The organism is Propionivibrio soli (assembly GCF_025770765.1).
Taxonomy (GTDB): Bacteria; Pseudomonadota; Gammaproteobacteria; order Burkholderiales; family Rhodocyclaceae; genus Propionivibrio; species Propionivibrio soli.
On sequence record NZ_JANZKY010000002.1, the window covers coordinates 163,343 to 186,634 of the forward strand.

The 23,292-nt window shown below is 57.1% G+C and carries 19 protein-coding genes, 1 tRNA gene and 1 riboswitch; of the genes, 9 read left to right on the forward strand and 11 right to left on the reverse strand.

Going from position 1 to position 23,292, the window contains the following annotated elements:
* The 3 genes from ileS (at position 1) to ispH (ending at position 4,375) form a co-directional block, all read left to right on the forward strand.
* Entirely contained in the window at positions 1-2,796 is a 2,796-nt protein-coding gene (ileS, locus tag NZ453_RS02765; protein WP_263768794.1) for an isoleucine--tRNA ligase, read from the forward strand.
* Entirely contained in the window at positions 2,783-3,295 is a 513-nt protein-coding gene (gene lspA / locus NZ453_RS02770) for a signal peptidase II (protein WP_263768795.1), read from the forward strand. The genes ileS and lspA overlap by 14 nt, the downstream gene beginning before the upstream one ends.
* A gap of 153 nt (positions 3,296-3,448) precedes the next feature.
* Entirely contained in the window at positions 3,449-4,375 is a 927-nt protein-coding gene (gene ispH, locus NZ453_RS02775; protein WP_263768796.1) for a 4-hydroxy-3-methylbut-2-enyl diphosphate reductase, read from the forward strand.
* Between the two features lie 51 nt (positions 4,376-4,426).
* On the opposite strand, the gene NZ453_RS02780 is transcribed toward ispH, so the two are convergent.
* The 6 genes from NZ453_RS02780 to NZ453_RS22115 all read right to left on the reverse strand — a co-directional run bounded on the left by NZ453_RS02780 (position 4,427) and on the right by NZ453_RS22115 (position 11,693).
* Entirely contained in the window at positions 4,427-4,852 is a 426-nt protein-coding gene (locus NZ453_RS02780) for a type IV pilin protein (RefSeq protein WP_338051137.1), read from the reverse strand.
* A 28-nt stretch (positions 4,853-4,880) separates the two neighbouring features.
* Positions 4,881-8,900, reverse strand: coding sequence for a pilus assembly protein (locus NZ453_RS02790; protein WP_263768797.1), 4,020 nt, complete (start codon positions 8,898-8,900; stop codon positions 4,881-4,883).
* Positions 8,901-8,965: 65 nt separating this feature from the next.
* The gene (locus NZ453_RS02795; protein ID WP_263768799.1) at positions 8,966-9,583 is read right to left on the reverse strand and encodes a pilus assembly PilX family protein; all 618 of its coding nucleotides are present in this window, start codon (positions 9,581-9,583) and stop codon (positions 8,966-8,968) included.
* A 36-nt stretch (positions 9,584-9,619) separates the two neighbouring features.
* Complete coding sequence (locus tag NZ453_RS22105) at positions 9,620-10,552, reverse strand: PilW family protein (protein ID WP_420851588.1); 933 nt, start codon at positions 10,550-10,552, stop codon at positions 9,620-9,622.
* A complete protein-coding gene (gene pilV, locus NZ453_RS22110; protein WP_420851589.1) occupies positions 10,531-11,046 on the reverse strand; it encodes a type IV pilus modification protein PilV in 516 nt (171 codons plus the stop codon). The genes NZ453_RS22105 and pilV overlap by 22 nt, the downstream gene beginning before the upstream one ends.
* A 23-nt stretch (positions 11,047-11,069) precedes the next feature.
* Positions 11,070-11,693, reverse strand: a complete 624-nt coding sequence (locus NZ453_RS22115) for a GspH/FimT family pseudopilin (RefSeq protein ID WP_420851590.1) — start codon at positions 11,691-11,693, stop codon at positions 11,070-11,072.
* 336 nt (positions 11,694-12,029) lie between these two features.
* On the opposite strand from NZ453_RS22115, the gene NZ453_RS02800 reads away from it, so the two are divergent.
* Positions 12,030-12,105: transfer RNA gene (locus NZ453_RS02800), tRNA-Thr, on the forward strand.
* Positions 12,106-12,255: 150 nt separating this feature from the next.
* Here NZ453_RS02800 and NZ453_RS02805 read toward each other — a convergent pair.
* Positions 12,256-13,560: an N-acetylmuramoyl-L-alanine amidase gene (locus NZ453_RS02805; RefSeq protein ID WP_263768800.1), complete on the reverse strand. Its 1,305-nt coding sequence runs from the start codon at positions 13,558-13,560 to the stop codon at positions 12,256-12,258.
* Positions 13,515-14,063: a tRNA (adenosine(37)-N6)-threonylcarbamoyltransferase complex ATPase subunit type 1 TsaE gene (gene tsaE / locus NZ453_RS02810; protein ID WP_263768801.1), complete on the reverse strand. Its 549-nt coding sequence runs from the start codon at positions 14,061-14,063 to the stop codon at positions 13,515-13,517. The genes NZ453_RS02805 and tsaE overlap by 46 nt, the downstream gene beginning before the upstream one ends.
* 69 nt (positions 14,064-14,132) lie before the next feature.
* On the opposite strand from tsaE, the gene queG reads away from it, so the two are divergent.
* Together queG and NZ453_RS02820 are read left to right on the forward strand one after the other, a co-directional pair.
* The gene (queG, locus tag NZ453_RS02815) at positions 14,133-15,176 is read left to right on the forward strand and encodes a tRNA epoxyqueuosine(34) reductase QueG (RefSeq protein WP_263768802.1); all 1,044 of its coding nucleotides are present in this window, start codon (positions 14,133-14,135) and stop codon (positions 15,174-15,176) included.
* Positions 15,177-15,301: 125 nt separating this feature from the next.
* Positions 15,302-15,397, forward strand: a riboswitch (cyclic di-GMP riboswitch).
* A 127-nt stretch (positions 15,398-15,524) separates the two neighbouring features.
* The gene (locus NZ453_RS02820; RefSeq protein ID WP_263768803.1) at positions 15,525-17,810 is read left to right on the forward strand and encodes a DUF1631 domain-containing protein; all 2,286 of its coding nucleotides are present in this window, start codon (positions 15,525-15,527) and stop codon (positions 17,808-17,810) included.
* A gap of 83 nt (positions 17,811-17,893) precedes the next feature.
* Here the strand turns inward: NZ453_RS02820 and NZ453_RS02825 are convergent, their stop codons facing one another.
* Genes NZ453_RS02825 through NZ453_RS02835 form a run of 3 tightly spaced genes read right to left on the reverse strand, consistent with a single transcriptional unit; the run spans position 17,894 to position 19,979 of the window.
* Positions 17,894-18,736 (reverse strand): sulfurtransferase, encoded by an 843-nt coding sequence (locus NZ453_RS02825; RefSeq protein WP_263768804.1) that lies wholly within the window; start codon positions 18,734-18,736, stop codon positions 17,894-17,896.
* Complete coding sequence (locus NZ453_RS02830) at positions 18,733-19,092, reverse strand: SpoIIAA family protein (protein WP_263768805.1); 360 nt, start codon at positions 19,090-19,092, stop codon at positions 18,733-18,735. Before NZ453_RS02830 ends, NZ453_RS02825 begins: the two co-directional genes overlap by 4 nt.
* 32 nt (positions 19,093-19,124) lie before the next feature.
* Positions 19,125-19,979, reverse strand: coding sequence for a DMT family transporter (locus tag NZ453_RS02835; RefSeq protein WP_263768806.1), 855 nt, complete (start codon positions 19,977-19,979; stop codon positions 19,125-19,127).
* A 151-nt stretch (positions 19,980-20,130) separates the two neighbouring features.
* On the opposite strand from NZ453_RS02835, the gene NZ453_RS02840 reads away from it, so the two are divergent.
* From NZ453_RS02840 to dxs, 3 genes are read left to right on the forward strand one after another with little or no spacing between them, the layout of a single operon-like run.
* Positions 20,131-20,418, forward strand: coding sequence for an exodeoxyribonuclease VII small subunit (locus NZ453_RS02840; RefSeq protein ID WP_263768807.1), 288 nt, complete (start codon positions 20,131-20,133; stop codon positions 20,416-20,418).
* Positions 20,419-20,471: 53 nt separating this feature from the next.
* Positions 20,472-21,338 (forward strand): polyprenyl synthetase family protein, encoded by an 867-nt coding sequence (locus NZ453_RS02845; protein ID WP_263769012.1) that lies wholly within the window; start codon positions 20,472-20,474, stop codon positions 21,336-21,338.
* Positions 21,339-21,387: 49 nt separating this feature from the next.
* Positions 21,388-23,256 carry a 1-deoxy-D-xylulose-5-phosphate synthase gene (gene dxs, locus NZ453_RS02850; protein ID WP_263768808.1) on the forward strand — a complete coding sequence of 623 codons (1,869 nt, stop codon included), beginning with the start codon at positions 21,388-21,390 and terminating at the stop codon, positions 23,254-23,256.
* Positions 23,257-23,292: the final 36 nt, after the last annotated feature.

The window sequence follows — 23,292 nt, forward strand, 5'->3', positions numbered from 1 at the left end:
ATGGCCGATTATAAGAACACCCTGAACCTCACCGACACCTCCTTCCCGATGCGCGGCGATCTCGCCAAGCGCGAGCCGCAGTGGGTTACGGCATGGCAACAAAAAAAGCTCTACCAGCAGATTCGCAAGGCGTCGAAGGGACGCCCTCGCTTCATCCTGCATGACGGCCCTCCGTACGCCAACGGCGACATTCATATCGGACACGCCGTCAACAAGATTCTCAAGGACATCATCGTCCGTTCGAAAACGCTCGCTGGATTTGATGCGCCCTATATCCCGGGCTGGGATTGCCATGGTTTGCCGATCGAGCATCAGATCGAGAAGCTGCACGGCAAGAACATCCCGGGCGACAAGGTGCGCGAACTGTGCCGCGCGTTCGCCGCGGAACAAGTGGAACGTCAGAAGAAGGATTTCATTCGCCTCGGCGTACTCGGCGATTGGGACAATCCGTACCTGACGATGAACTTCAAGACCGAGGCTGACGAGATCCGCGCGCTCGGCAAGATCCTGAAGAAGGGCTACCTGTATCAGGGACTAAAGCCGGTGAACTGGTGCATGGACTGCGGTTCGGCACTCGCCGAAGCCGAGGTCGAGTATGAAGACAAGACATCTCAAGCGATCGACGTCGCGTTTCAGGTTCATCCCAACCATGCCGACAAAGTCGCCAAGCTCTTCGGGCTCTCGCACCTGCGCGCGCCGGCCTTTGCCGTCATCTGGACAACGACGCCATGGACGTTGCCAGCGAACGAGGCTGTGTGTGCCCATCCCGACTTCACGTACGACCTGATCGAGACAGCCAAGGGATCGCTGATCCTGGTGCGCGAACTTGCCGAAGCCTGTTTGAAACGTTACGGTCTGGAAGGCAACGTGGTCGGTTCGGCCAAAGGCGCGACACTGGAACGCGTGCTTCTCAAGCATCCGTTCCAGAATCGCGAGGTGACCATCATCTGTGGTCAGCACGTCACGCTCGAGGCAGGTACGGGCTTGGTGCACACGGCCCCGGCGCACGGCATGGACGACTATCTGGTAGGAAAGGTGTACGGCCTTCCGGTGAACAACCCAGTCGGTGACGACGGCCGGTTCCTGCTCAGCACGCCGCCACTCTCGGTGTCTCCACTCGCCGGCAAGACGGTTTGGGACGCAAACCCGCTCGTGTTGCAGGAGCTCGAAGCGAAAGGCTGCCTGCTCAAAGCCGAGAAGATCACGCACAGCTATCCGCACTGCTGGCGGCACAAAACGCCGATCATCTTCCGCGCCACGACGCAGTGGTTCATCGGCATGGAGCACAAGGACAAGGCAGACGCCGCCACCTTACGGCGCGTCGCCGAGCTCGCCGTCGACGACACAGAATTCTTCCCCGCCTGGGGCCGCGCCCGGCTGGAGGCCATGATGAAGACGCGCCCCGATTGGTGTGTCTCTCGCCAGCGCAACTGGGGCGTACCGATCCCCTTCTTCCTGCATAAGGAAACGGGCGCGTTGCACCCACGTACGGAACAGTTGATCGAAGAAGTAGCGCTGCGCGTCGAAAAGGCTGGTATTGAGGCCTGGTTCTCACTCGATCCGAAGGAACTCCTTGGCGAAGAAGCGGATCAGTACCGGAAGATGAAGGACACGCTGGATGTCTGGTTCGACTCGGGTGCCACCCACCTCTCGGTGATGCGCGGTTCGCACGTCGCGGACAGCGAGTATCCGGCCGACCTCTACCTGGAAGGCTCGGACCAGCACCGCGGCTGGTTCCAGAGTTCGTTGCTCACCGGCTGTGCGATCGACGGGCGGGCGCCTTACAAGGCGCTTCTGACCCACGGCTTCGTCGTCGACGGCAAGGGCCTGAAGATGTCGAAGTCGAAGGGCAATGTGATCGCGCCGCAGAAAGTCTCTGACACACTGGGGGCGGAAATCCTGCGCTTGTGGACGGCGGCCACCGATTATTCCGGCGAACTGTCGATTTCAGACGAAATCCTCAAACGCGTCGTCGAAGCGTACCGGCGCATCCGCAACACCTTGCGTTTCCTACTCGCCAACACAACGGATTTTGACCCAGCAACGGATCTGCTGCCTCCCGAGCAATGGCTTGAGATCGACCGGTACGCGCTCGCCATGACGCGCGAGCTGCAGGCACGTTGCGAGGCCGATTACGCGCATTACGAATTCCACCGCGTCGTGCAGGCCTTGCAGACCTTCTGCTCGGAGGATCTCGGTGGTTTCTATCTCGACATCCTCAAGGACCGCCTCTATACGGCTGCCGCGAAATCCCCGGCTCGCCGTTCCGCGCAAAGCGCGCTTTGGCAAATTGCGCAAACGTTCATCAAGCTGATGGCTCCGATCCTTTCGTTCACTGCCGACGAAGCATGGCAAACGTTTTCCGGCAAGCCGGAATCCGTCATGCTCGAAACTTGGCAACCGCTGCCCGGTGCTGCCAACGAAGCCCCTCTGCTGGAAAAATGGAACCGTATCCGCGCCTATCGCGCCGATGTAACGCGAGCCCTGGAGGATCTGCGTATCGCTGGCAAGATCGGCTCGTCGTTGCAGGCCGAGGTAACCCTTCACGCCGACGGCGAGAAGTACGAAACGCTCGCCTCGCTCGGCGACGACCTGCGTTTCGTCTTCATCTGCTCAAAAACGACGCTGGTTCGCTCATCGGAGGAGAAACTCGAATGCGCCGCCCTCCCGCATGCCAAATGCGAGCGTTGCTGGCACGTACGGGAAGACGTTGGCGCAGATTCGGCCCATCCGGAAATCTGCGGCCGTTGCGTGAGCAACCTCTACGGCGAAGGTGAGCCGCGTGCCTGCGCGTAACATCACGAACTGGCTGTGGCTGGCGGGGATCATCATCATCCTCGACCAGGCCAGTAAGTGGGTCGTTCTCGGCACGTTGCAGCCGGGTGAAGTCCGCTACGTGGCACCGTTCTTCAATTGGGTGCTCGCATTCAATCCGGGTGCAGCGTTCAGCTTTCTCTCAGACGCCGGCGGATGGCAACGGTGGTTCTTTACCGTACTTTCCCTCGGCGTATCCGCCTGGATCGTCTCGCTGCTGAGGCGACACTCGGCCGAGTTTCGACTCTCGCTGGCACTCACGCTGGTTCTCGGCGGCGCGCTCGGCAATGTAATCGACCGCCTCCGCTTTGGCGTCGTCGTGGACTTCATCCAGTGGCATGCCGCCGGCTACTATTGGCCGGCGTTCAACGTCGCCGATTCCGCTATCACGATAGGCGCGATTCTCCTCGTCTGGGATCAATTTGCGGCGAAACCCAAACGCGGCGACGAGGTCGAAACAGACGAAGGCACGACACACTAGGCCCGGAATAACCGGACGGCTGCCTGCTTGACGGTCGAAGAGGTGAAGCGCGCAATCTGCTGGTAATCCGCTGCAGAACGACGCCAGCCCTAGCTTCTTCGCCTCCGGATTTCGAAACGCTTCGCCGACCTAAGACAGGATAATTGACACTCCATGCAGATCGTTCTTGCTAATCCCCGTGGCTTTTGTGCCGGCGTCGAACGCGCCATCGCCATCGTCGAACGCGCCATCGAAAAGTTCGGCGCTCCGATCTATGTTCGCCACGAGGTCGTGCACAACAAGTTCGTGTGCGATGACTTGCGCGCCAAGGGCGCGGTCTTCGTCGACGAACTGGCAGACGTCCCGCCAGGCAGCACCGTCATCTTCAGCGCCCACGGGGTTTCCAAGGCTGTCCGCGAAGAAGCCGAGGGCCGAGGCTTAAAGGTCTTCGACGCCACCTGCCCACTTGTAACCAAGGTACATACTCAGGTTGCTCGCATGCGCCGGGAAGGCCGAGAAATCATCATGATCGGCCACAAAGGGCACCCGGAAGTGGAAGGGACGATGGGTCAGAGCACCGAGGGAATGTACTTGGTCGAAACGGTAGATGATGTGGAAAAACTGCAAGTATCCAATCCCGCGCGGCTCTCGTACGTTACGCAGACCACGCTCTCGATGGATGACGCCGAGAAGGTTGTAGCGGCTCTTCGGCGGCGGTTTCCTGGGATTGTGGGCCCCAAAAGGGACGATATTTGCTATGCGACGCAGAATCGCCAGGACGCCGTAAAGGAACTAGCGGGAAAAGCCGATGTAATTCTCGTGGTAGGCAGCCAATCGAGTTCGAACTCGAATCGCCTGCGTGAAGTCGCGCAGCTAGCCGGAACCCAAGCCTACCTCGTTGACGACGAAAGCCAAATCGATTCGGAATGGCTTACGAGCGCGGCGAAAACCGGCGTTACCGCTGGCGCATCAGCGCCTGAGTCCTTGGTTGAGGGCGTCGTCAAGAAACTCGCCGCCCTCGATGGCAACGAATCTCACGTGGAACAACTTGCAGGCGCACCGGAAAACGTAATGTTCGCGCTCCCCAAAGAACTGCAATAGTGCTCGAACCTAACTTTCACGACGACATAGCCGGTTCTGTCCGAGCGGGAACTATTTCCAACAATCAGCCGCTACTCCGGCACTGGAGCCGCGCACCCCAGCATTTGTGAGCGTAAGGTTGCCACATGCCGGGTCAGCAAAACCATTTGCAGGAGCTGCGGTTATAGTGTAGGTAGAACCGTTTTTGGCTACCGTTACGTCGTACTTACGGCTGGCTAAACTTGAACCGGAGTACTTCAGAGAACCCCAAGGAGCCGTCGTTGTCGTTGTCGTAACGTCTTCGTAACCGCCCCGATCCGTGAAGTTCCGTTCCTGAAACTGCGCCATGTTCATGATGGCGGTGCGCGCCTCCGCCCGCGCCGCTCTCCTGACGTAGTCAACATACGAGGGATACGCGACCCCCGCCAGAATGCCGATGATCGCCACGACGATCATCAACTCGATCAGGGTGAAGCCTCTATCACTACTTTTGCTCACTCGCACGGCGAATACCTCATCGGTTTTGTCACTGGACTGTTTGCCGCCATGTTACCGTTGCAGGGCGACGATCCCTTTTAATCGTGTCTAGCGTTTTGTTGAGTCGGGTTACGAGACACTGCCTTCCGGGAACAAATGCGGCGTTCGAAGGCGTCGTGGCACTGAGCGGCTTGCAAGGGCTACCACCGCTTTCAAGTATTTCAGAACTTATGCGCGGCCCCCCTCCTTCTACCGAGAGTTTGATGCTACCGGCATTCTTCCCCGTCCCTGCCTGGTTGATTTTTACCGAACTCGGATTACTGCGGAAGGTGTTCCCACCTACCGAAAAACTGACGGAGATCGGCTCGTACATGTTGGAAACAACGTGAAGGAACGTGGGCGTAGATGGCGCGGCGCCCGACAAATAGTCCAAGTCATACATTAAATCCGTCGCCCCCCCTTCGCATGGGTCGCTACTTGCTGGGGTTAGTGTGACAAACGTCAAAACTCCGTCTGCAATTCCGGCTTCCACGTCAGAGACATACCGCTCTCCGGGGTTTGTCGAACTACCTGAGAAATTCAAGTCGAGTACCCAACCGCGTTGTTGCGATATTGGCGATCCGACAGGCTGAAGCGAACTGGGACAAGTCGTCGTCGCGCTACTGCGCGTGACTGCTGAAGTGCTGTAGTTGGCCACGCAGGTCGACTGAAGGCCATAAAGCTTGCCCTCAAAACTTGCCGTCGCAAGCGTTTTTTGTTTCTGAAGTTGGCTCCGGGATACGGTTGTACCGTTATTTTTATCCCAGATGCCATAGAACGACTGCATCGTAAACGGTCCGGTCGAATCTCCCTGATCAATATACGAGCCCGTTCCAAACAAGACCATGAACCCTCCGTTCGGATGGCGGATCACTGTCGGTGGCGCAGTAACCTGCTGCAAAACAGGCGTCGTGTCCGCAGTCTTCGCGGTAAATAGCGGCGTCGGCTCTGCAATAGAACCGAAAGCGCTCTTCCAGCCGCTTGTTGCGGAACCACTGACGTCAATCTTCCAAAGGTTGCCGCGCCTATCCCCGGCATACAGGTAGTCCACCTTCCCGTCGCGGTCGTTATCTATCCCTTGAACAGAAGCCAGACCGTTGGGTTCGGGCGTAGTGGCGGATTCATCGGGCGACTTCAATTCGATTTTTATGTAGTCGGTTCCCGAAACCCAAGCACGGTTCGTTCCCGTCGGGCCGTCCAAGAAAAGAATGAAGAGGTTGGCCCGGCCAGACCCCGTTCTTTGCACTCCACCGACGTCATTATCGGCATCTTTGCTATTAAAGCCGTTTCCGACGATGACAGCCCACTTCCCGTTGTTCATCTGTGCAACGTACGGCCTAGCAAACGAATAGCCCATGTCGGCATCATCACGATCGGTAAACTCCCACATCGCAATGCTCGAAGGACTAGCGGAGGAGAATGAAGACGGGTCCGTAATATTCAACGCGTACACGCCCTGCCCGCCCCCCCCGAGTCCTCCGACTAACACCGTACGCCAGCATTTGTACGCATCGGAACCTGAAGTACATCCCGAGCCGGTCAATTTCGCGTCAGCGACAATCGGGGTCGCGTCTACGTAATATTTATGCGAATAGTCTGGCCATGCCAGAAGGCCCAAACGAGAATAAACGGCCGACGGCACGTATGCGAATATCTCACGTCCGCTGTTCGTCGTTGGGTTCCCGTCCGAGCCCGCTTCCGCGTTGAAGGCGTGCAACATACCATCGTTCCCCCCTGCATACAGCATGGGTGTCCTTGACGTAACGGCGGTAGCGTACGTTCCATAGTCTGTACCTCTGACCAGCCCTTTCGGATATTTGACGTACACGGCCCCAGAATTAATAAAGTCGCCCAACCGGGAAGCCCGCGCTCTCCATTGGTACCCGCTGCTCCCTTCATTGACTGCGTCGCCGCGAAGGTAATCCACTCTTGCAGCCCCCCGCCCATCAGACGTTCCTGTTGCAGGGTTCAGGTTGAGAAACGCTTGCTGCCTTGGCGACAAATTCGAGGAAAAAGTGCCTGACGTAAACAAAACACCTTGCCGTGCATTGGTTGCCGACGTCTCCGTTCCGTCCGCATTCAAGCCGTCATTAAACGTCACAATCTTTCTCGAGTTCCATGCCGGCAACCTGTTCGAGGCTTTCCACACGGGCGATGCTGACTTTTCCATGGTGGTTCTATCCAGCGTGTAACTTTCAACATCCCCAGTCCACTTGCTTGGGTCGTACTTCACCTCGTAGATATTGGCCGCGCTCGCAGTAGTGGTCGCCATGTCGGCAACTGACGCGGAACTCGGTGTAGACGAAACCGATTGGGAGGCAATAGTCGCAAACGCGCTGTTGACCGCCGAAATCATGGATGCCGGATCTCCGGCTGGCAACAACGTTTTCGGCCAATCCCCCGAAAAAGTCGGGTACGGGGAAGAAAACGTTCTGGACGTCGACCAGTCCTGAGCGGCTCCATTTGTCGCTGCAAAGGAATCTGCGCCGCCATATTTGGCCGCAAACCAATATTGCTTGTTTTGTCCGAGATCTTTGTTTTCCAGAACATCAATAATAAAAGTCTTCGCTTTTACATTGTTGTCTCTCGATGTATCTGGAGTGTGACTGGTCAAATCCGATTTTGGGCGAAATCCGTTATATGCCGCCCAATACGCCATTCCTGACAGGTAATAGCTCGCCCCGTTTTGAATGCCTGTTGTCGCCATATTGGAAATCGATTCAAGAGAACCAATTTTATTCGTCCATGTCGTAACATTTAAATCAGTATCGCCTGACAATGATCCTTTGTCGGCAACTTGCGTTGCTGTTGCGTTGCACTGCGAGTTGTTTGTTCCAGTGAACGAACCTCCTGGTAAACGCTTATCGCACCACGTGTGGGTATCCCCCATCACCATGATGAAATTTTTCTGACAAGAATACTGGACGGGATCATCCCAGGACGTTATTACCGGGAAATTGTCATTGTTCGCGGTCGTCGCTCCGGTGTAAAAATTCGAAGTCGGTTGTAGGCCGCGCAGATACTTAAGCGCTTCATAATAGAGTTTGCCCACGTTATCGTAGGTTTTATATCCACCGGCTGCCGTTCCAAACTTGTTAATATAATTGATAACACCCGAATTCGTTACTGCTCCATTGTAGGAATTTGTAGCATCGTCCGGGTCAGGATTGGAAAAAAAAGTCCCATCCGTTGCTGACCATTCTTTATTCCCATTTGAAACTGAACCAGAGGCCGTCCACTTTGTGGGTGCAACGTATTTAGCTTTCGAGCGCATCACGGCATTATCAATTGAATTGTCTTTGAAGTAAGAAAAAACTCCAAAGCGCATTTTGTCACCGTTCCTTTGTATTGCTCCTATTGGCTTGTATACGGTATTTGCGCCGCTACCATAGCCAACACAATTCGATTCCAATCCACCAACTGCGGAGTCATTCACACAGACTTTGGCTCGCACTCTGTATGTCGTGGTCGTTGCTCCGACGGTCACAGCCATCGACACACCCTGCCCCTGGTTGACTATCTTGCTTATGCTCGTATGAGGAGTGTCACCAGAACCGGAGTAGCTTTTGTCCGGGAAATTATTCGTTCCTCCTTGACCGCTCTGATAGGTACGCTCCAGGACGGTCAACGTGCTGGTATCACGGTAGCGGTTGCCGCCCGTCATCGCGTATCTGAACTCGTCCAAGCCGGTCATCGAGGCCCAATTCAAGAAATTTCCGCTCCACTTCGCTGTACAAGAGTGATTCGTCGCCAACCCCGCGGGCTCAAACCACTGGTTTGTTGCGTCGTACGTGTAGCATTTCTTGTCGTCAAAGATTCCCAGGTATGTATTTGTTCGGTTGTAGTCATTCGTCCCTTGATAAGCGGCCGTATTCGCTGTCGGAAATTCGACAGACAACGGGAAAATGACATTAGACGGAACGGGCGCGATCACGGAGAGCGGAGCGTCAGCCAATACGCCGGCAAATACGGGGCATGACGCCGCAGCAAAAATGCCAAAAGAGGAAACAAACAAGAGACGTTGCTTCATAGCACACTCCAAATCGATCATGAGCGCAAATAAAATTGATTACGATCTCGGTCGGCTACGCCAACTTACCAGCGGAAAAGCTCCACAAGATTGACGCGGGTTGATGCAACGCGTCCTCTGGCCTGACCGTAAATACGAAAGCAGGACAAGCCTGCGTCCTCTGTGTTTTGACCACATTCGAGACTGTCATCCAGGAGAACAACCAGATAGCGTGGCTGACCGGCAAGACCGGGGATCTCGGGAGACGTTTTTCTATCTGCCCTTGGGTCATAGGTGCCAAGGTTCGCACCCGGCGGCGTCCCGCTGGCGTACAGATCTACAAAAGGAGAGTTGTAAACATCGGACCTGCAAGAAAACCCGGGAATAGCGCCCTCGGGATGGCAACGCTTGTAGTCCAGTACAACAGGCGGATTCGCGAGCGCCGTCGAACGATCGTAACTTCCAGTAATCAGCATTTTTGCTTCTTCGATCGCGGCTTCTGCTGCCCTGAGGGCGATCTCCTGATCACGAAAGTTTCGCGCTATGCGCTCCTCCGTGGTAGCCGAATAGAAGACTCCGATACCGAGCATTGTCAAAACGACCAAGAATACTAGCGCGATGATCAGTGCGGAGCCGTTCTGGCCTGTCAGCTCCCACAACAACGCTTCATTACGCGAGAGAACGATCGCTGTTTCTCGATTCACAATTAGGCCTCTAAATAATCTCATTCTGCCTGCCGACTAGGGGCAGAGGTTACGCAACGCGATAGTCGTGCTCGTCTGCGCTCGCAGGCGCCCATCCGCAGGGGCGGTAAACACGCTTCCGCTATCTCCCGTTGGCGCCACGTTGCTGGGCGCATACCCCTGGTTCGCGGCTCCTCCATCCCCGAAATGGTTGAACACCCTGGTGGATTGCTGCGCAGCAACAGCGTTAGGGGAACGAACAACCAAGGAGACAATGACAGACCGGACGTTGTTAGGGGCGCTAATGGAACCGATCGGAGCAAACCGATCAGTGATGAGCCCGTCCGAGTCGCTGTCGTCTCCGTACAGAAGCTGCATACGTTCAACGCCCGGCACAAGGGCCACGTTTCCCGAGGCAGGTGAGTTAGAGGTATAGCAGAACAGTGCAGGCTCATTACCATTGGTGGAGTCTGCTGCCACGAAGAAAGTGTCCTCCGTGAGTGCATTACTTGCGACCGGGTTTCCTAAGCAATCGCGCACGCTTCCATCGGCCGTAAATGGAGAGAGCGTGAGGCCGTCACCGTAATAACGAACGCGGATAACGTCGCTATCCAGAACCGCAACTTCCGAGCCTCCGGTGAAACTTGGAGTCGTGGGGTCCACGGACGTCGCGTCATTCACGCCAGCCAGACGCGGGATTGGGGGACTGCTTGAGCCCATCGGGCAAAAGCGGTCCCCAATAGCCAGTTGGTTCTGGTACCCCGATTTCCTCAAAGCGTCCGCAAGCGCCAAGAATCCAAAACGTGCAGATTCTTGAAGACGGGCTGAGTCCGCTTGCGCCCTCTGTGTCGCAGTGGCATCGACATAAGCTTTCGTTACGACTAACGCGACCAGCAAGCCAATTGCCATAGCGACGAGCAACTCGACGAGCGAAAACCCGTACTTGGGTCGTCCTTCGGCACACGTCGTCATATTTGAGCGCTCAGACATGCATTACTCCAAGCTGATGAAACATGGCTCTCGTTCCAACATATCTTCACCGTCGAGCGAGGCGACCCCGAACTGGCATCGCAGGCCCAAGCGTCAGGTATACCGTCCTCCGGTGAGCTATCCAGACAAATCACCCCCGCACCGCCTGGAAGAACTGATCCCAGATTGTCCAGCCACATCCCATATCGCGTAGCCCGGATTTCTGCCGATGTACAGCCCGCCGATCTCAGGCAGTTTTGGGTCACGGTACTGGATGAGGCTGCAACAAAATCAGCGAAACCAGTCGGGTCAGCTTTCGCAAGTTCGACCATTTCCGCCAAATGCTGCGCCGCGATACTTCGGTAATTTGAACTCGAACTCGTCCGGAGCCCGTTGACGATCAAGCCCGACATCCCCAACAAACCAAATGAAAGAACGAGGATGGCGATCAAGACCTCAAGCATCGTGCTGCCCGACTGCAACCTCATGATGTTGTGTGCGTATTTTTGGCTCATAGAAAATTACCTAACCATCTCACCTAAGAGCAAGTAGAGATTTTCGTCACAAGCGATCTCCCCGTGACGGCGAGACTCAAGCTTCGGCCGTTTGCATCACCCGGAACACAGAGCGTAAACGTGCCTGCTGAGGTCGCCGCGCCGAAGGGGCGGAAGGTCATATAGCGAGTGGAGGAAAAGCCCGCCGCAGTCAACACGCTGCCGCCGTCAAGGGCGGGGGTCGCTCGAATAACGGCTTCTCCGGTATCGACCGTACCGTTTGCGTTCGGATCAGTGAAGATAATGCGCTGCCCTGACCAATCCGAACCTCCAATAGCACACGTATTCGCCGCTGTCGCTATGCAAATCGATACATTCGTCCTTCTAGCCCCTGCTTCACTCCGAGCCAACGAAATATCCGCCACCAGGTCGTTAATCTGTCGCGTTAATCGTGTGCTACGCAACAGTTGTAAAAAGCTCGGGACAGCAATCGTCAAGAGGACCCCAAGTACCACCAAGGCCATCATGAGCTCAATGATCGTAAAACCCTTCTGTGGGCAATTACGCCGAAGTATCGGCCATCGAACGTGCATTCCCAGCTCCGGCAAAAGGCAAAAAAACCAGAAAAAAACAACTCTTTGATCCTCGGATGAAATGGTAGCCAACATTTATGTTGTGCGTGAACGAGAAACGACGTACGGCAAAATTCACCGCATGAGTGGCTCTTCAGGAGCTTGTGACGTAACCTTCTACGAAGAGATCGCGGCACCGGCTCTCACCGTCTCTAGAAGGTACTTAATAACCCTTCGCAGCCTCTCAGATAAGGCTCGCTTATTGCAGGATAAAAGCGAGACTCCCTGCGCTCACGACCTCCGCCCGTAAGCCCGTAACGAAGCCAGATGGTAACGGGTGGCGATTGGGAAATGGCAACAGGGAAAGTGAAAAAAAAGTAAGTTCGGTACGTAGCCAATAGTCGCCATGCCGCGTATAATGCGCGCTCTTCCGCCGCTGTAGCTCAGTTGGTAGAGCAGCGCATTCGTAATGCGAAGGTCGCCAGTTCGACTCCGGCCAGCGGCACCAAACTTAAAAGAGATTGCAGAATCATATATTCTGCGATCTCTTTTGCTTTATTACATTCTTCCTCTTCCGCGTCGAAAAGAACCGAGGGACAGCACGCACATCACATCATGTCCTACGGCACATAGCGGAGACGCCAGGACGCCATCAACATCAATCAAGCCTTGCCAGCTTCGACTTCGCCAGCGGTGGATTCTTGGCAAAGTACTTACGAATGCCCGAGATGATCGCTTCCGCCATCTTGTCCTGGTACGCGTCATCGTTCAGCCGCCGTTCCTCTTCTGGATTCGAGATGAAGGCGGTTTCAATAAGGATGGATGGGATATCAGGTGCTTTGAGGACCGCGAACCCAGCCTGCTCGACGCTGGCTTTGTGCAGCCGGTTGATGCCGCCGATTTCGTTTAGGACGGCTTTGCCGAGCTTGAGGCTGTCGTTGATCGTGGCGGTCTGCGAAAGGTCGAGAAGGGTCCGAGCGAGCATTGGATCTTTTACATCGAGATTCACGCCGCCGACGAGGTCCGCAGCGTTCTCCTTTTGCGCCAGATAGCGAGCGGCCGAGCTTGAAGCGCCGCTTTCGGACAAAGCAAAAACGGACGACCCGTTGGCATCGGAGCGAACAAAAGCATCAGCATGTATCGAAACAAACAGATCCGATTGAATACGCCTCGCCTTCTGAACCCGCACATGCAGGGGAACGAAGAAATCGGTGTCGCGCGTCAATACGGCGCGCATATTCGGTTCAGCATCGATCTTTGCCTTCAGCCGTTTGGCTACCGCCAGCGTCACATGCTTCTCATAACTGCCACCGCGACCCACAGCACCCGGATCCTCTCCACCGTGGCCGGGATCGAGGGTAATGGTGACGAGACGGTCGACGATCGGCTTTCCGCTTCGAGCGCGCTCTGATTTTGTCTCCTCTCCGGGTTCGACTTTCTTGCCGTTTTCCGGGACCTCCACCGCAAAAGCATCGCTCTTCGCCAGCAATTGCATCAGGGGATCCGGCGGCTCCAATGGGTAGACATCGAGCACTAGGCGATGACCGTATTCGCCTACAGGAGGGAGAACAAAGACTTGCGGCTTGACCTCGTTTTTTAGCTCGAGGACGAGACGCACAACGCCCGGCTTGAAACGCCCTGCTCGAACAAGCTTGATGTTCGGGTCGTCGGCGGCGACCTTGTCGGCTAGGCTTTCGAGAACTCCGTTGAATTCGACGCCTTCCAAGTCGACAACCAAACGTTCGGGGTTCTTGATCGTGAAATGAGTGAACTTGAGCGGCGCGCTATGTTCGATGGTGACTCGGGTGTAGTCGGCAGCTGGCCAGACTCTGACGGCGATCACCCCTGATGACCGATCGATGGCGGCACGTCCGACCGGCGTGACCAGAAGCAAAAGAGACGCGCCGGCGCACTTGACTAGCTGCCGCCGCGCCTGATCCGGTTGCTCAGTTCGCCTAGGCATGCCCGCCCTTCTTGACTTCCCGCCCGAATCTCAACCAAGCGGCCGTTATTTTGACTTTCGGTATCACTACCGAAATGAAAGGTGAGCTCGAGGTCAGGCGCGGGAACATAGCCGGCGGCCTTTGCAGGCCATTCGACCAGGCAAATCGCGTTTTTTTGAAAGTACTCGCCCAAGCCGGCATCTTCAAATTCTTCAGGCTGATTGAAACGATAAAAATCAAAGTGATAGAAGTATATGCTCGAAACTACGTAAACTTCAACCAGCGTATAGGTAGGGCTTTTCACCGGGCCTTCATGACCTAGTGCGCGCAACATCGAACGGACCAATGATGTTTTCCCGGCGCCAAGGTCCCCGTCGAGCCAAACCACCATGCCAGGGAGCAATAGCTTAGCCAGACAACGACCGAGGGTTGCTGTCGCCGATTCATTCGGCAAGCTGACAGTAAGCGCGCCTTCGCCACGGGCCGCGCCGACCACAACGGGGCTATCATCTGAAACATGCATGAGAAGGACTCCGAAAGCCGAGAGCTGCGCGTCTCCGCGCCTGACGACCCCTATTGGGCGGACTTGGCAATGCGAATCAAGCGCTGGGGGCGCGACCTCGGTTTCGCTCAGGTCGGCATCAGCACCACCGACGTTTCGGCCGCCGGACCACGATTATTGCGCTGGCTTGAACTCGACCGCCACGGGGAAATGGATTATATGGCCAAACACGCGGCCTTACGCCTGGCCCCGACTCAACTGTTGCCAAAAACGCTTTCTGTCATATCGGCGCGCATCCCCTACTGGCCCGAAGCGGACGATAGCGAGCGCGTACTCTCCGAACCGGAACTGGCTTACGTGAGCCGCTATGCGTTGGGACGTGATTATCACAAAGTCGTTCGTACGCGACTGCAGAAGCTGGCTGATGGGATTCGTAACGATCTGGAAAGCCAAGGGGAACGTGAAGCCTTCATCTGCCGGGCGTTCTCCGATTCAGCCCCGGTCATGGAAGTTGAACTTGCACGTCAAGCGGGCGTTGGCTGGCGAGGAAAACACAGCTTGACGCTAACCCGCGAAGGTTCCTGGTTTTTTCTCGGTGAGCTGTACACCAACCTCCCGCTGCCGGCAGATGAGCCAGTTCAAGACCATTGCGGGACGTGCGAGCGATGCATCTCCGCCTGCCCGACACGAGCAATCGTGGCGCCATACGAGGTAGATGCCCGCCTCTGCATCTCCTATTTGACGATCGAACTACACGGCAGCATTCCCGAGCAGCTACGCCCTCTCATCGGAAATCGCATCTACGGATGCGATGACTGCCAGCTCTGCTGCCCCTGGAATCGGTTCGCCAAGATCGGTGATCCTGCCTTCGCCGTTCGCGAACGGCTGGACGCTACCTCCCTGGTCGAACTTTTCATGTGGTCGGCGGATGAGTTCGAGCAGCGGCTTGCCGGCAGCCCCATCCGGCGTATCGGCCACGAACGGTGGTTACGCAACATTGCCGTCGCGCTTGGAAACGGCCCTGCTTCGCCAACCGCCCTGGCTGCACTCCGTTCAAGAAGCGCCCACCCATCGCCTCTCGTTCGCGAACACGTGCTTTGGGCTCTATTCCGGCTGACGAGCGATTATTCTTGATTTCCTTAAGTTTTCCGATACCATTCCGTTGACATCTTGCCGGCGTTTCATCTCGGTAGCGAGCAGCTAATCCGCCGTATTCAGTGGTACGATAACCGCGACCAGTACTATGGAATGTGCAGGTCTCTGAAACAGGGCTAACCCGCCGAAAGACGGGGACGCAAAACCACCGGTCTACCGCTTCGACAGTCCGTTGAGGCCATGGCAGCGGGGTTACCAGAAAGCGGGGCAATTCGTGGCTCATTTCCTCCACCGTAAAACAACCGACAGCGCCTCCAGCGGAGACGGCGCTCTGCGGTTTTGCATCCCCGTATCGTGCTTCACTCGACTTGCGGCGGAGATTTCATCATGAACGAATCGTCCTTGCTCGCCAGCAATCGCGTCGTCTCGCTCAACACACCAGGCCGGGCGAGAAGCCCCGGGCTCCGACTCCTCGGAGAATGCCGCGACCAACTTGTAGAAGACTTGTGTGACTGGCTGCGCAGCGTTGCCACGCCAATCGCCGAAGAGCTTTTCGTTCTCGCGGATTCAACCCGCGACCGGTTGCTGCAAACACGCTATCTCGATCTTCGAGCCGATGTTGAAAAGAACTGGCCGCATCTCGTCGAGACGTTCAGACGTGAACTGTCTGCGGAAGCCGAACGTTGCCAGAATCAGGATGCTGCGAGAGAAACCGGGCGTGACGGCCCGTTCGAGATTCCTGATTTCGAAGGGCTGCAACTCGTCGCGGACGAGGACCTTTCCGAGCATATCGTCATCCGCGAATTCTCGGCACAGCTATCCGAATCGTGCGACGAAGAGCTTTATACGTTGAATCGACGCGTCGCTGCACTGCTTGGTGTTGATGAAATCGGCGACAACAGGAATCCGCTCGCACCGTCCATTGTTTGCCGAGCCATTTCCGACGCTTGCGGTGCGTTCGGCGCCGACGCGGAGAGTCGGCTGATCCTGCTCCGGCGACTGGAGCGTCATCTGCATGCATCGCTTCCGCCAGTCTATCGACGGATCAACGCTTACCTCGTCGAACGCGGGATTCTTCCTGACCTGAAGAGGACGTATCGGCGGAGCGCCGGGGAAGCGAATGCTCCTACATCGACGCCAGCGGCTAGTTCGCAGGCAGGCTCAACGACGATGGCTCCGACGTCTTTATCAGGAGAGGGAGTCCTGGATGCGCTCCAGCGTCTTGCGCAAGCCCGCATGGCGCAGATGGCTGCCAACCCGTTATCTGCGGCGCATGTCTCCGGAACGCCCGGAACCACCCAAGCCGGCGGATTTGGTGGTGCGATCGCCATTGACCAGGCGACGGTCAACAGTCTCCTTTTGTCCTCGCTTAACGAACTGCAGCACGCTGTTCCGGCGGTCGGCGCGGGGAACGCACTCGTCAATCAAGTCCGTCAGGTTCGAGAATCCGAAAACGCACGACAAGTTGGCGCGTTGGAGGCGGTGACGATCGATATCGTTGCCATGCTCTTCGACTTCATACTGGACGACCCACATGTTCCGGTCGCGACCAAAGCCTTGATCAGCCGTTTGCAGATTCCGGTGCTCAAGGTCGCGATGCTTGACCCCGCCTTCTTCTCCGATCGGCAGCACCCGACTCGGCGGTTTCTGAGCAGCATTTCGGGTATATCGGTCCGCTGGGGCGACGGCGTTGATGAGACTGATCCGTTTTATCGCAAACTCGCCGACCTCGTGGAGCGGATCCAGGTTGAGTTCGAGAGTGACGTAGAGGTATTCGGACGTGCGCTTGCAGAACTGGAAGCTTTTGTCGCCGAACGCGAAAAGGAGGAAGACAAGGCCGCCCTGCCCGCTGCCAATGTGGTACTGCAGCGCGAACGCGAAGCAGCGGCAATGGAGCGTGCGCAGAGTGCCGTCCGCGCCTTCCGAGGCAGCCGTTCGTTACCGCTCGCCGTAGTCGATTTCCTCGGTAGCCACTGGACAAGAGTCTTGCAAGCCGTCGCGCTCGACGAAAACGACTCTGCTTGGAACACAGCCAATGCGGTGATGAGCGACTTGGCGTGGAGTATTGAACCCAAGAAGTCGCCTGACGACCGTTTCAAGTTGGTCAGTCTGCTGCCGAAAATGCTCGCGGAGTTGAACAGAGGCTTGGATCGGGCCGGTGTTGAGCAGTCCGCTCGCGCCGCTTTTTTTGACGCCCTAGTGAAATTCCATTCAGCAGCACTGAAAGGCGATCTGTCAGCAGTATCTCAGCAAGCGGCGGCAGTTCCGGCCATAGCGAGTGAAGAAACGCCGAAGCCCTCACAGGAAGGCGATCTACTGGTAACGAGTAGCGTCGGCGACGGAGTAGAGGTGAAGGAAGTCGTCCTCGTCGGCGCCAGCCCGATATGGCGCGCGGACGACCGGGAAATCTTCCGCCAAGTAGGCGACCTTTGCCGTGGCGACTGGGTGGAGTTCCGCGATGATCAGGGAGCCAGCCACCGCGAACGACTCACATGGATCAGCCCACAACGGGGAATTCTGTTGTTCAGCAATCACCGCTCGTCGAAAGCAATCTCAATTACTCCCGATGCGTTAGCGCGGCAAATTCGTGATGGAAACGCGGCCATCGTGCACGAAGAGCAAATCTTTGAGCGAGCTCTCTCCGGCGCCCTGGAATCGATGAACGCGGCGTAAGTCAGACAGGCAACCCTACCGAACTACAAGAAGACCGCCTCGGGCTTCCGTTAGGTGGTCTTTCTGCCCTCAATCCCAGGGAATCAACGTTCCACCGGCCGGGACGGATCGCTACACCATTCGCTCCACGATCCGGCATAGAGCCGCGCTCCGCGGAGGCCCGCGATCTCCATCGCCAAGAGGTTATGGCAGGCTGTCACCCCCGAGCCGCACTGCATCACGGCGCGTTCCGGCGCGAACCGATCCAAAAGGCGCGAGAAGTTTTCGCGTAACTGCGCCGCCGGCCGGAAACGGCCCTCGCTGTCCAGATTGTCCCGGAAAAACCGGTTTCGCGCCCCGGGGATGTGGCCGCCCACGGGGTCGATCGTCTCATTCTCGCCGCGGAAGCGGTCCGGCCCGCGCGCATCGACGACGAGGAAATCGTCCTTGCCGATGTTTGCCTCAACCTCATCAACGCCAACGACCCATTCGGAACGCAAAGTAACCTCGAGCGATGTCGCGGAGGCCCGTGGAACTTCGACGATCAGCGGGCGGCCTTCTCGGACCCACTGTTGAATTCCTCCGTCGAGCACCGCGACCCGATCGTGCCCGAGCCAACGCGATAACCACCACAAGCGGCCAGCCACCATAGCACCGTCATCGTCGTACGCCACGATCTGCGTTCTGTCCGATACGCCAGCTTTCCCAAGCTTATCGGCAAGGGCGCGGGGGTCCGGCAGGGGATGACGCCCATTGTGCCCATTCATCGGCCCCGAAAGATCGCGGTCGAGGTGCATGAAGAATGCGCCCGGCAAATGGCCTTGGGCATAGACCCTCTCCCCATACCCCACATCGGAGAGTTGATGCCGGCAATCGAAGATATGCCAGTCCGGGTCGCCCTCGTGGCTGGCAACTTCCGCACACGTTACAAGCGTCGTGAAGCTCATGCGGCTTCGCTTTCGCCGTCCAGCCACGTGCATGCTTCGGCCTCATCCTCGAACACTCGCATTTCCGCCTTGACAAAAATCCGTGGAAGCCAAGCACTCCAGGCCACCCACTGACTATGCGTCAAAACGGCAATGCGATTGAAATCGTTGGGGTGCGCACGGGCAAAGACGATGTCTTCCCACGCAACGTCGAGCGTGAAATCCGCCATCTCGCGCAAATCGAAGATCAGGTCGACCGGCCCTTCAAAGCGGACCTTGTAGTTAACCATGTCTTCGAATTCCTTGTAGTCAGCCAGAGTGAACTCGCCATAGACGTTCACTTCGACGCGTCCGGGCTTGTGTTGAATGACGATCATTTTTGTCTCCTCTGGTGTTGGAGCCTCGGGGCTCAGTCCTGTTCGGCCGGGTTCGCGCGCGAAAACCAGGTGGCTACGAGGCCACTCGCGACAATAAGGGCGACGGCCGCCCAAGTAGCGGCTGACAGCGTGTCCTGCCAAAACAGCATACCGAAAAGGCTCGCAAAAATCACGGTTGAGTAAGCGAGACTTGCCGAAACCAGGACATTCCCCCGTTTGTAAGCGCGAGTCATGGCCAGCTGGCCAGCTGTGCCGAAAAATGCAACACCAAGCAGCAACAGGCCACCGCGACCGTCGATCGGATGCAGGTTTGAGAAGGCCATCCATGTCCCGCTGCAGACTGTCGACAACAGCGCAAAATAGAAGACTGTGCGTTCCTCTACTTCTCCGCGCTCGCCAAGTTCTTTGACATTGTAATAAGCCAGTCCCGCGAGGACTCCGCTCGCAAGGCCAACGACCCCACCGATAACCTGGTCGCCATGAAATGTTGGCCGCAAGGCCAACACGACGCCCAAGAATCCCAGAACGAGCGAACCGATCATCGGCCCCTTCAGATTCATTTTCCCGAACAAGGCCAGGAAAAGCGCCAGGAACAGAGGCGATGTGTAGTTCAGCGTCGCAGCAAGAGCAAGCGGCAACATCGACACGGAATAGAAATAGCACAGTAACGATACGAAGCCCGCCGCGCTACGGACAAGCTGGAACCTCCAATGCGGTGTCGGAACCCGAACGTTTCGTGTCCGCATCAATCCGAGTACGATCAGGACGGAAACTAGGCTGCGATAAAAGACGATTTCGGGTGCTGAAAACATGGCCGAAGCGAGCTTCACGAACACGCCCATCAAGGCGAAAGAGAAGCTCGCCGCGATCATCCAAAGCGACTGCATGGGATTTTTTCGAGAATTGGAGTAACGAACAGCGCGAAGCCGAGGCGCCGCGAGCTAGCCAAGTATTGCGCGACACAGGCATTCTAGTTCCTTTCAATTGACCGAGCGCTGCCGTTGAGCTATTTTTCATCGTTTGATCAAAGTATTGTTCATGGATCGAAATCAATCCGTACCACCTTCCGCTGACGAACTGCCTACGCCCGAGGGGAATGCCGCGAACGCGATGAAGTTTGAGACGGCGGTTGTGGAACTCGAGCAGATCGTCCAGAAAATGGAAAGCGGTCAGTTGTCACTTGAAGAATCGATCGCCGCCTACAAGCGCGGCAGTGAATTGCTGCAGCATTGCCAGAGACAATTGAGCGATGCGGAGCGGCAGATTCAGATACTGGAAAACGGCACCCTGCGGGATTTCGATACGGCGCTGGGAGACGGCCAGTGAGCGACAAGCAAAACGCTCCGCTAATCGGTGCCTCCGGGGATTTTCAGGAATGGATGCGAGCCGTCCAGCACCGGATGGAATCGGCATTGTCGCGTTTTCTCCCGCCCGAGGAAGCCATCCCGGCCCGCCTCCACCAAGCCATGCGTTACGCCACATTGAACGGTGGCAAGCGGGTGCGGCCGCTCCTCGCCTTTGCCGCAGGGGAACTCACGGATAGCTCCGCCGAACGGTTGGAGATCGTCGCTAGTGCGGTCGAACTGATTCACGCCTATTCACTCGTTCACGACGACCTTCCTTGTATGGACGACGACGTATTGCGGCGCGGACGGCCGACGTGCCACGTCGAATACGACGAGCCGACGGCGCTGCTGGTCGGCGATAGTCTGCAGTCGCTGGCGTTCGAACTGTTGTCGCGCGAGGCCCTTGGCGATCCCGCGCGCCAGCTTGAGATGGTCCGCCAATTGGCGCATGCGAGCGGTTCCTGCGGGATGGCTGGTGGGCAGGCGATTGATCTTGCCTCCGTCGGCCATGCGTTGAATCAGCCCGAGCTCGAACTTATGCATGCCCTCAAGACCGGGGCACTGATTCGGGCAGCAATCATGTTAGGTGCGCTCTGCGGCAAGGCGTTGCCAGAAGACCAATTGGCCGCGCTGGATCGCTTCGCCAAGCGTGCCGGGCTGCTCTTCCAGGTGGTGGACGACATCCTCGACTGCACTGCAAGCACGGCTACTCTAGGCAAAACAGCAGGCAAGGATGCCGCCGCAGACAAGCCGACCTATGTCGCTCTACTTGGTGTTGAGGGCGCGCGGGAACTCGCTGAGGGTTTGCACACTCAGGCTCTACAAGCGCTCGGTGCTTTTGGCAGTCGCGCAGAACGCCTGATCAGCCTTACTGACTTCATCACTCACCGCAAGTTCTAGCGGCGAAATCCGGCGGATCTCGCCGGCCCGATTTCGAGACAGCACAACAATGACATCCTACCCATTGCTCGACACCGTCAACAACCCAGCCGAGTTGCGTGCTCTGGACCGCAAGCAACTCCCGCAATTGGCCACCGAACTGCGCAGTTTCCTCGTCGATTCGGTATCGAGAACGGGCGGGCATCTCTCGTCGAATCTTGGCACGGTCGAACTGACGATTGCCCTCCATTACGTGTTCGACACGCCCGAAGACCGTCTGGTGTGGGACGTCGGCCACCAAACCTACGCGCACAAAGTGCTCACCGGACGGCGAGAGGGAATGGCGAAGCTGCGTACTCACGGAGGCGTGTCGGGCTTCCCCAAGCGCTGCGAGAGCGCTTACGACACTTTTGGCGTCGGCCACTCATCGACATCGATCTCCGCGGCACTCGGCATGGCGCTCGCCGCCAAACAGAAAGGGGAGACGCGGCGTACGGTAGCCATCATTGGTGACGGCGCCATGTCAGCCGGACAGGCCTTCGAAGCTCTAAACAACGCCGGCGTTGCCGATGCCGACATGCTCGTCATTCTCAACGACAACGACATGTCGATTTCTCATCCCGTCGGGGCGCTCAATAAGTATTTGGCCCGCCTCTTTTCGGGAAGCGCGTTCAACGCTGCACGCAAAGCTGGAGAGAAAGTGCTGGGGGTTTCGCCTTCCCTTCTCGAGTTCGCCAACCGTATCGAAGAGCATGTCAAAGGCATGTTGACGCCCGGCACTTTGTTTGAAGAGCTTGGCTTCAACTATATCGGTCCGATCGATGGCCATGACCTCGATTCTTTGATTCCCACGCTGCAAAACATGCAGAAGCTGAAGGGCCCCCGTTTCCTGCACGTCATCACGCGCAAGGGCCAAGGCTACAAGCTTGCCGAGGCCGACCCCATTCTCTATCACGGCGTATCGAAGTTCGAGCCAGAGGTTGGGATTGACGGCAGCAAGACCTCCGGCAAAGCAACCTACACAAAAGTCTTCGGCGATTGGCTGTGCGACATGGCGGCGGAAGATCCCAACCTGATGGCCATAACGCCAGCGATGGGTGAAGGCTCGGGGATGATGCGGTTTGCCGAACTCTACCCCGAGCGCTACTTCGACGTGGGCATCGCAGAACAACATGCGGTTACATTTGCCGCCGGGATTGCCTGCGAAGGGCTGCGGCCGGTACTCGCCATTTATTCAACGTTCCTGCAACGCGGGTATGACCAGCTTCTCCACGACGTTGCCCTGCAGAAGCTGCCTGTCGTCTTTGCACTGGACCGTGGTGGCCTCGTTGGCGCAGACGGACCGACGCACCACGGTGCGTTCGACCTTTCGTACCTGACGTGCATTCCGAACATGGTGGTCATGACCCCCTCCGACGAGAACGAATGCCGGAAGATGCTGACCACGGCTTATCGGATCGATGGCCCCAGTGCCGTCCGCTATCCACGCGGCTCCGGTCCCGGCGTTCGGATCGAGCCAGAGCTGGTCGGTCTTGCCGTGGGCAAGGGCGAGATTCGCCGCCACGGCGAAAGCATCGCGCTACTCGCCTTCGGTAGCATGCTGACGCCAGCGTTGCAGGCGGCTGAAGAGTTGAATGCGACTGTTGCCAACATGCGTTTTGTCAAGCCGGTCGACCGGGAGTTGATACTCCAGCTCGCAGCGGAACATTCAGTGCTTGTAAGCGTCGAAGAGAACGCCCTGATCGGCGGCGCTGGTGCGGAAGTAGCGCGCGTATTGGAAGAGGCTGGAGTGAGCGTGCGGTTCTCGCGCATCGGTCTTCCCGACCGCTTCGTGGACCACGGAGACCAAATGCGCTTGCTCGCCGAGGTGGGGCTCGATAAGGACGGAATCATCCGTCATGTACGTGCGCTAGGCCGGGATACTTCGTCTAGCGCTTGAAGACAGCGGCGGCAATTTCCGCGTGCTGCTGCATGA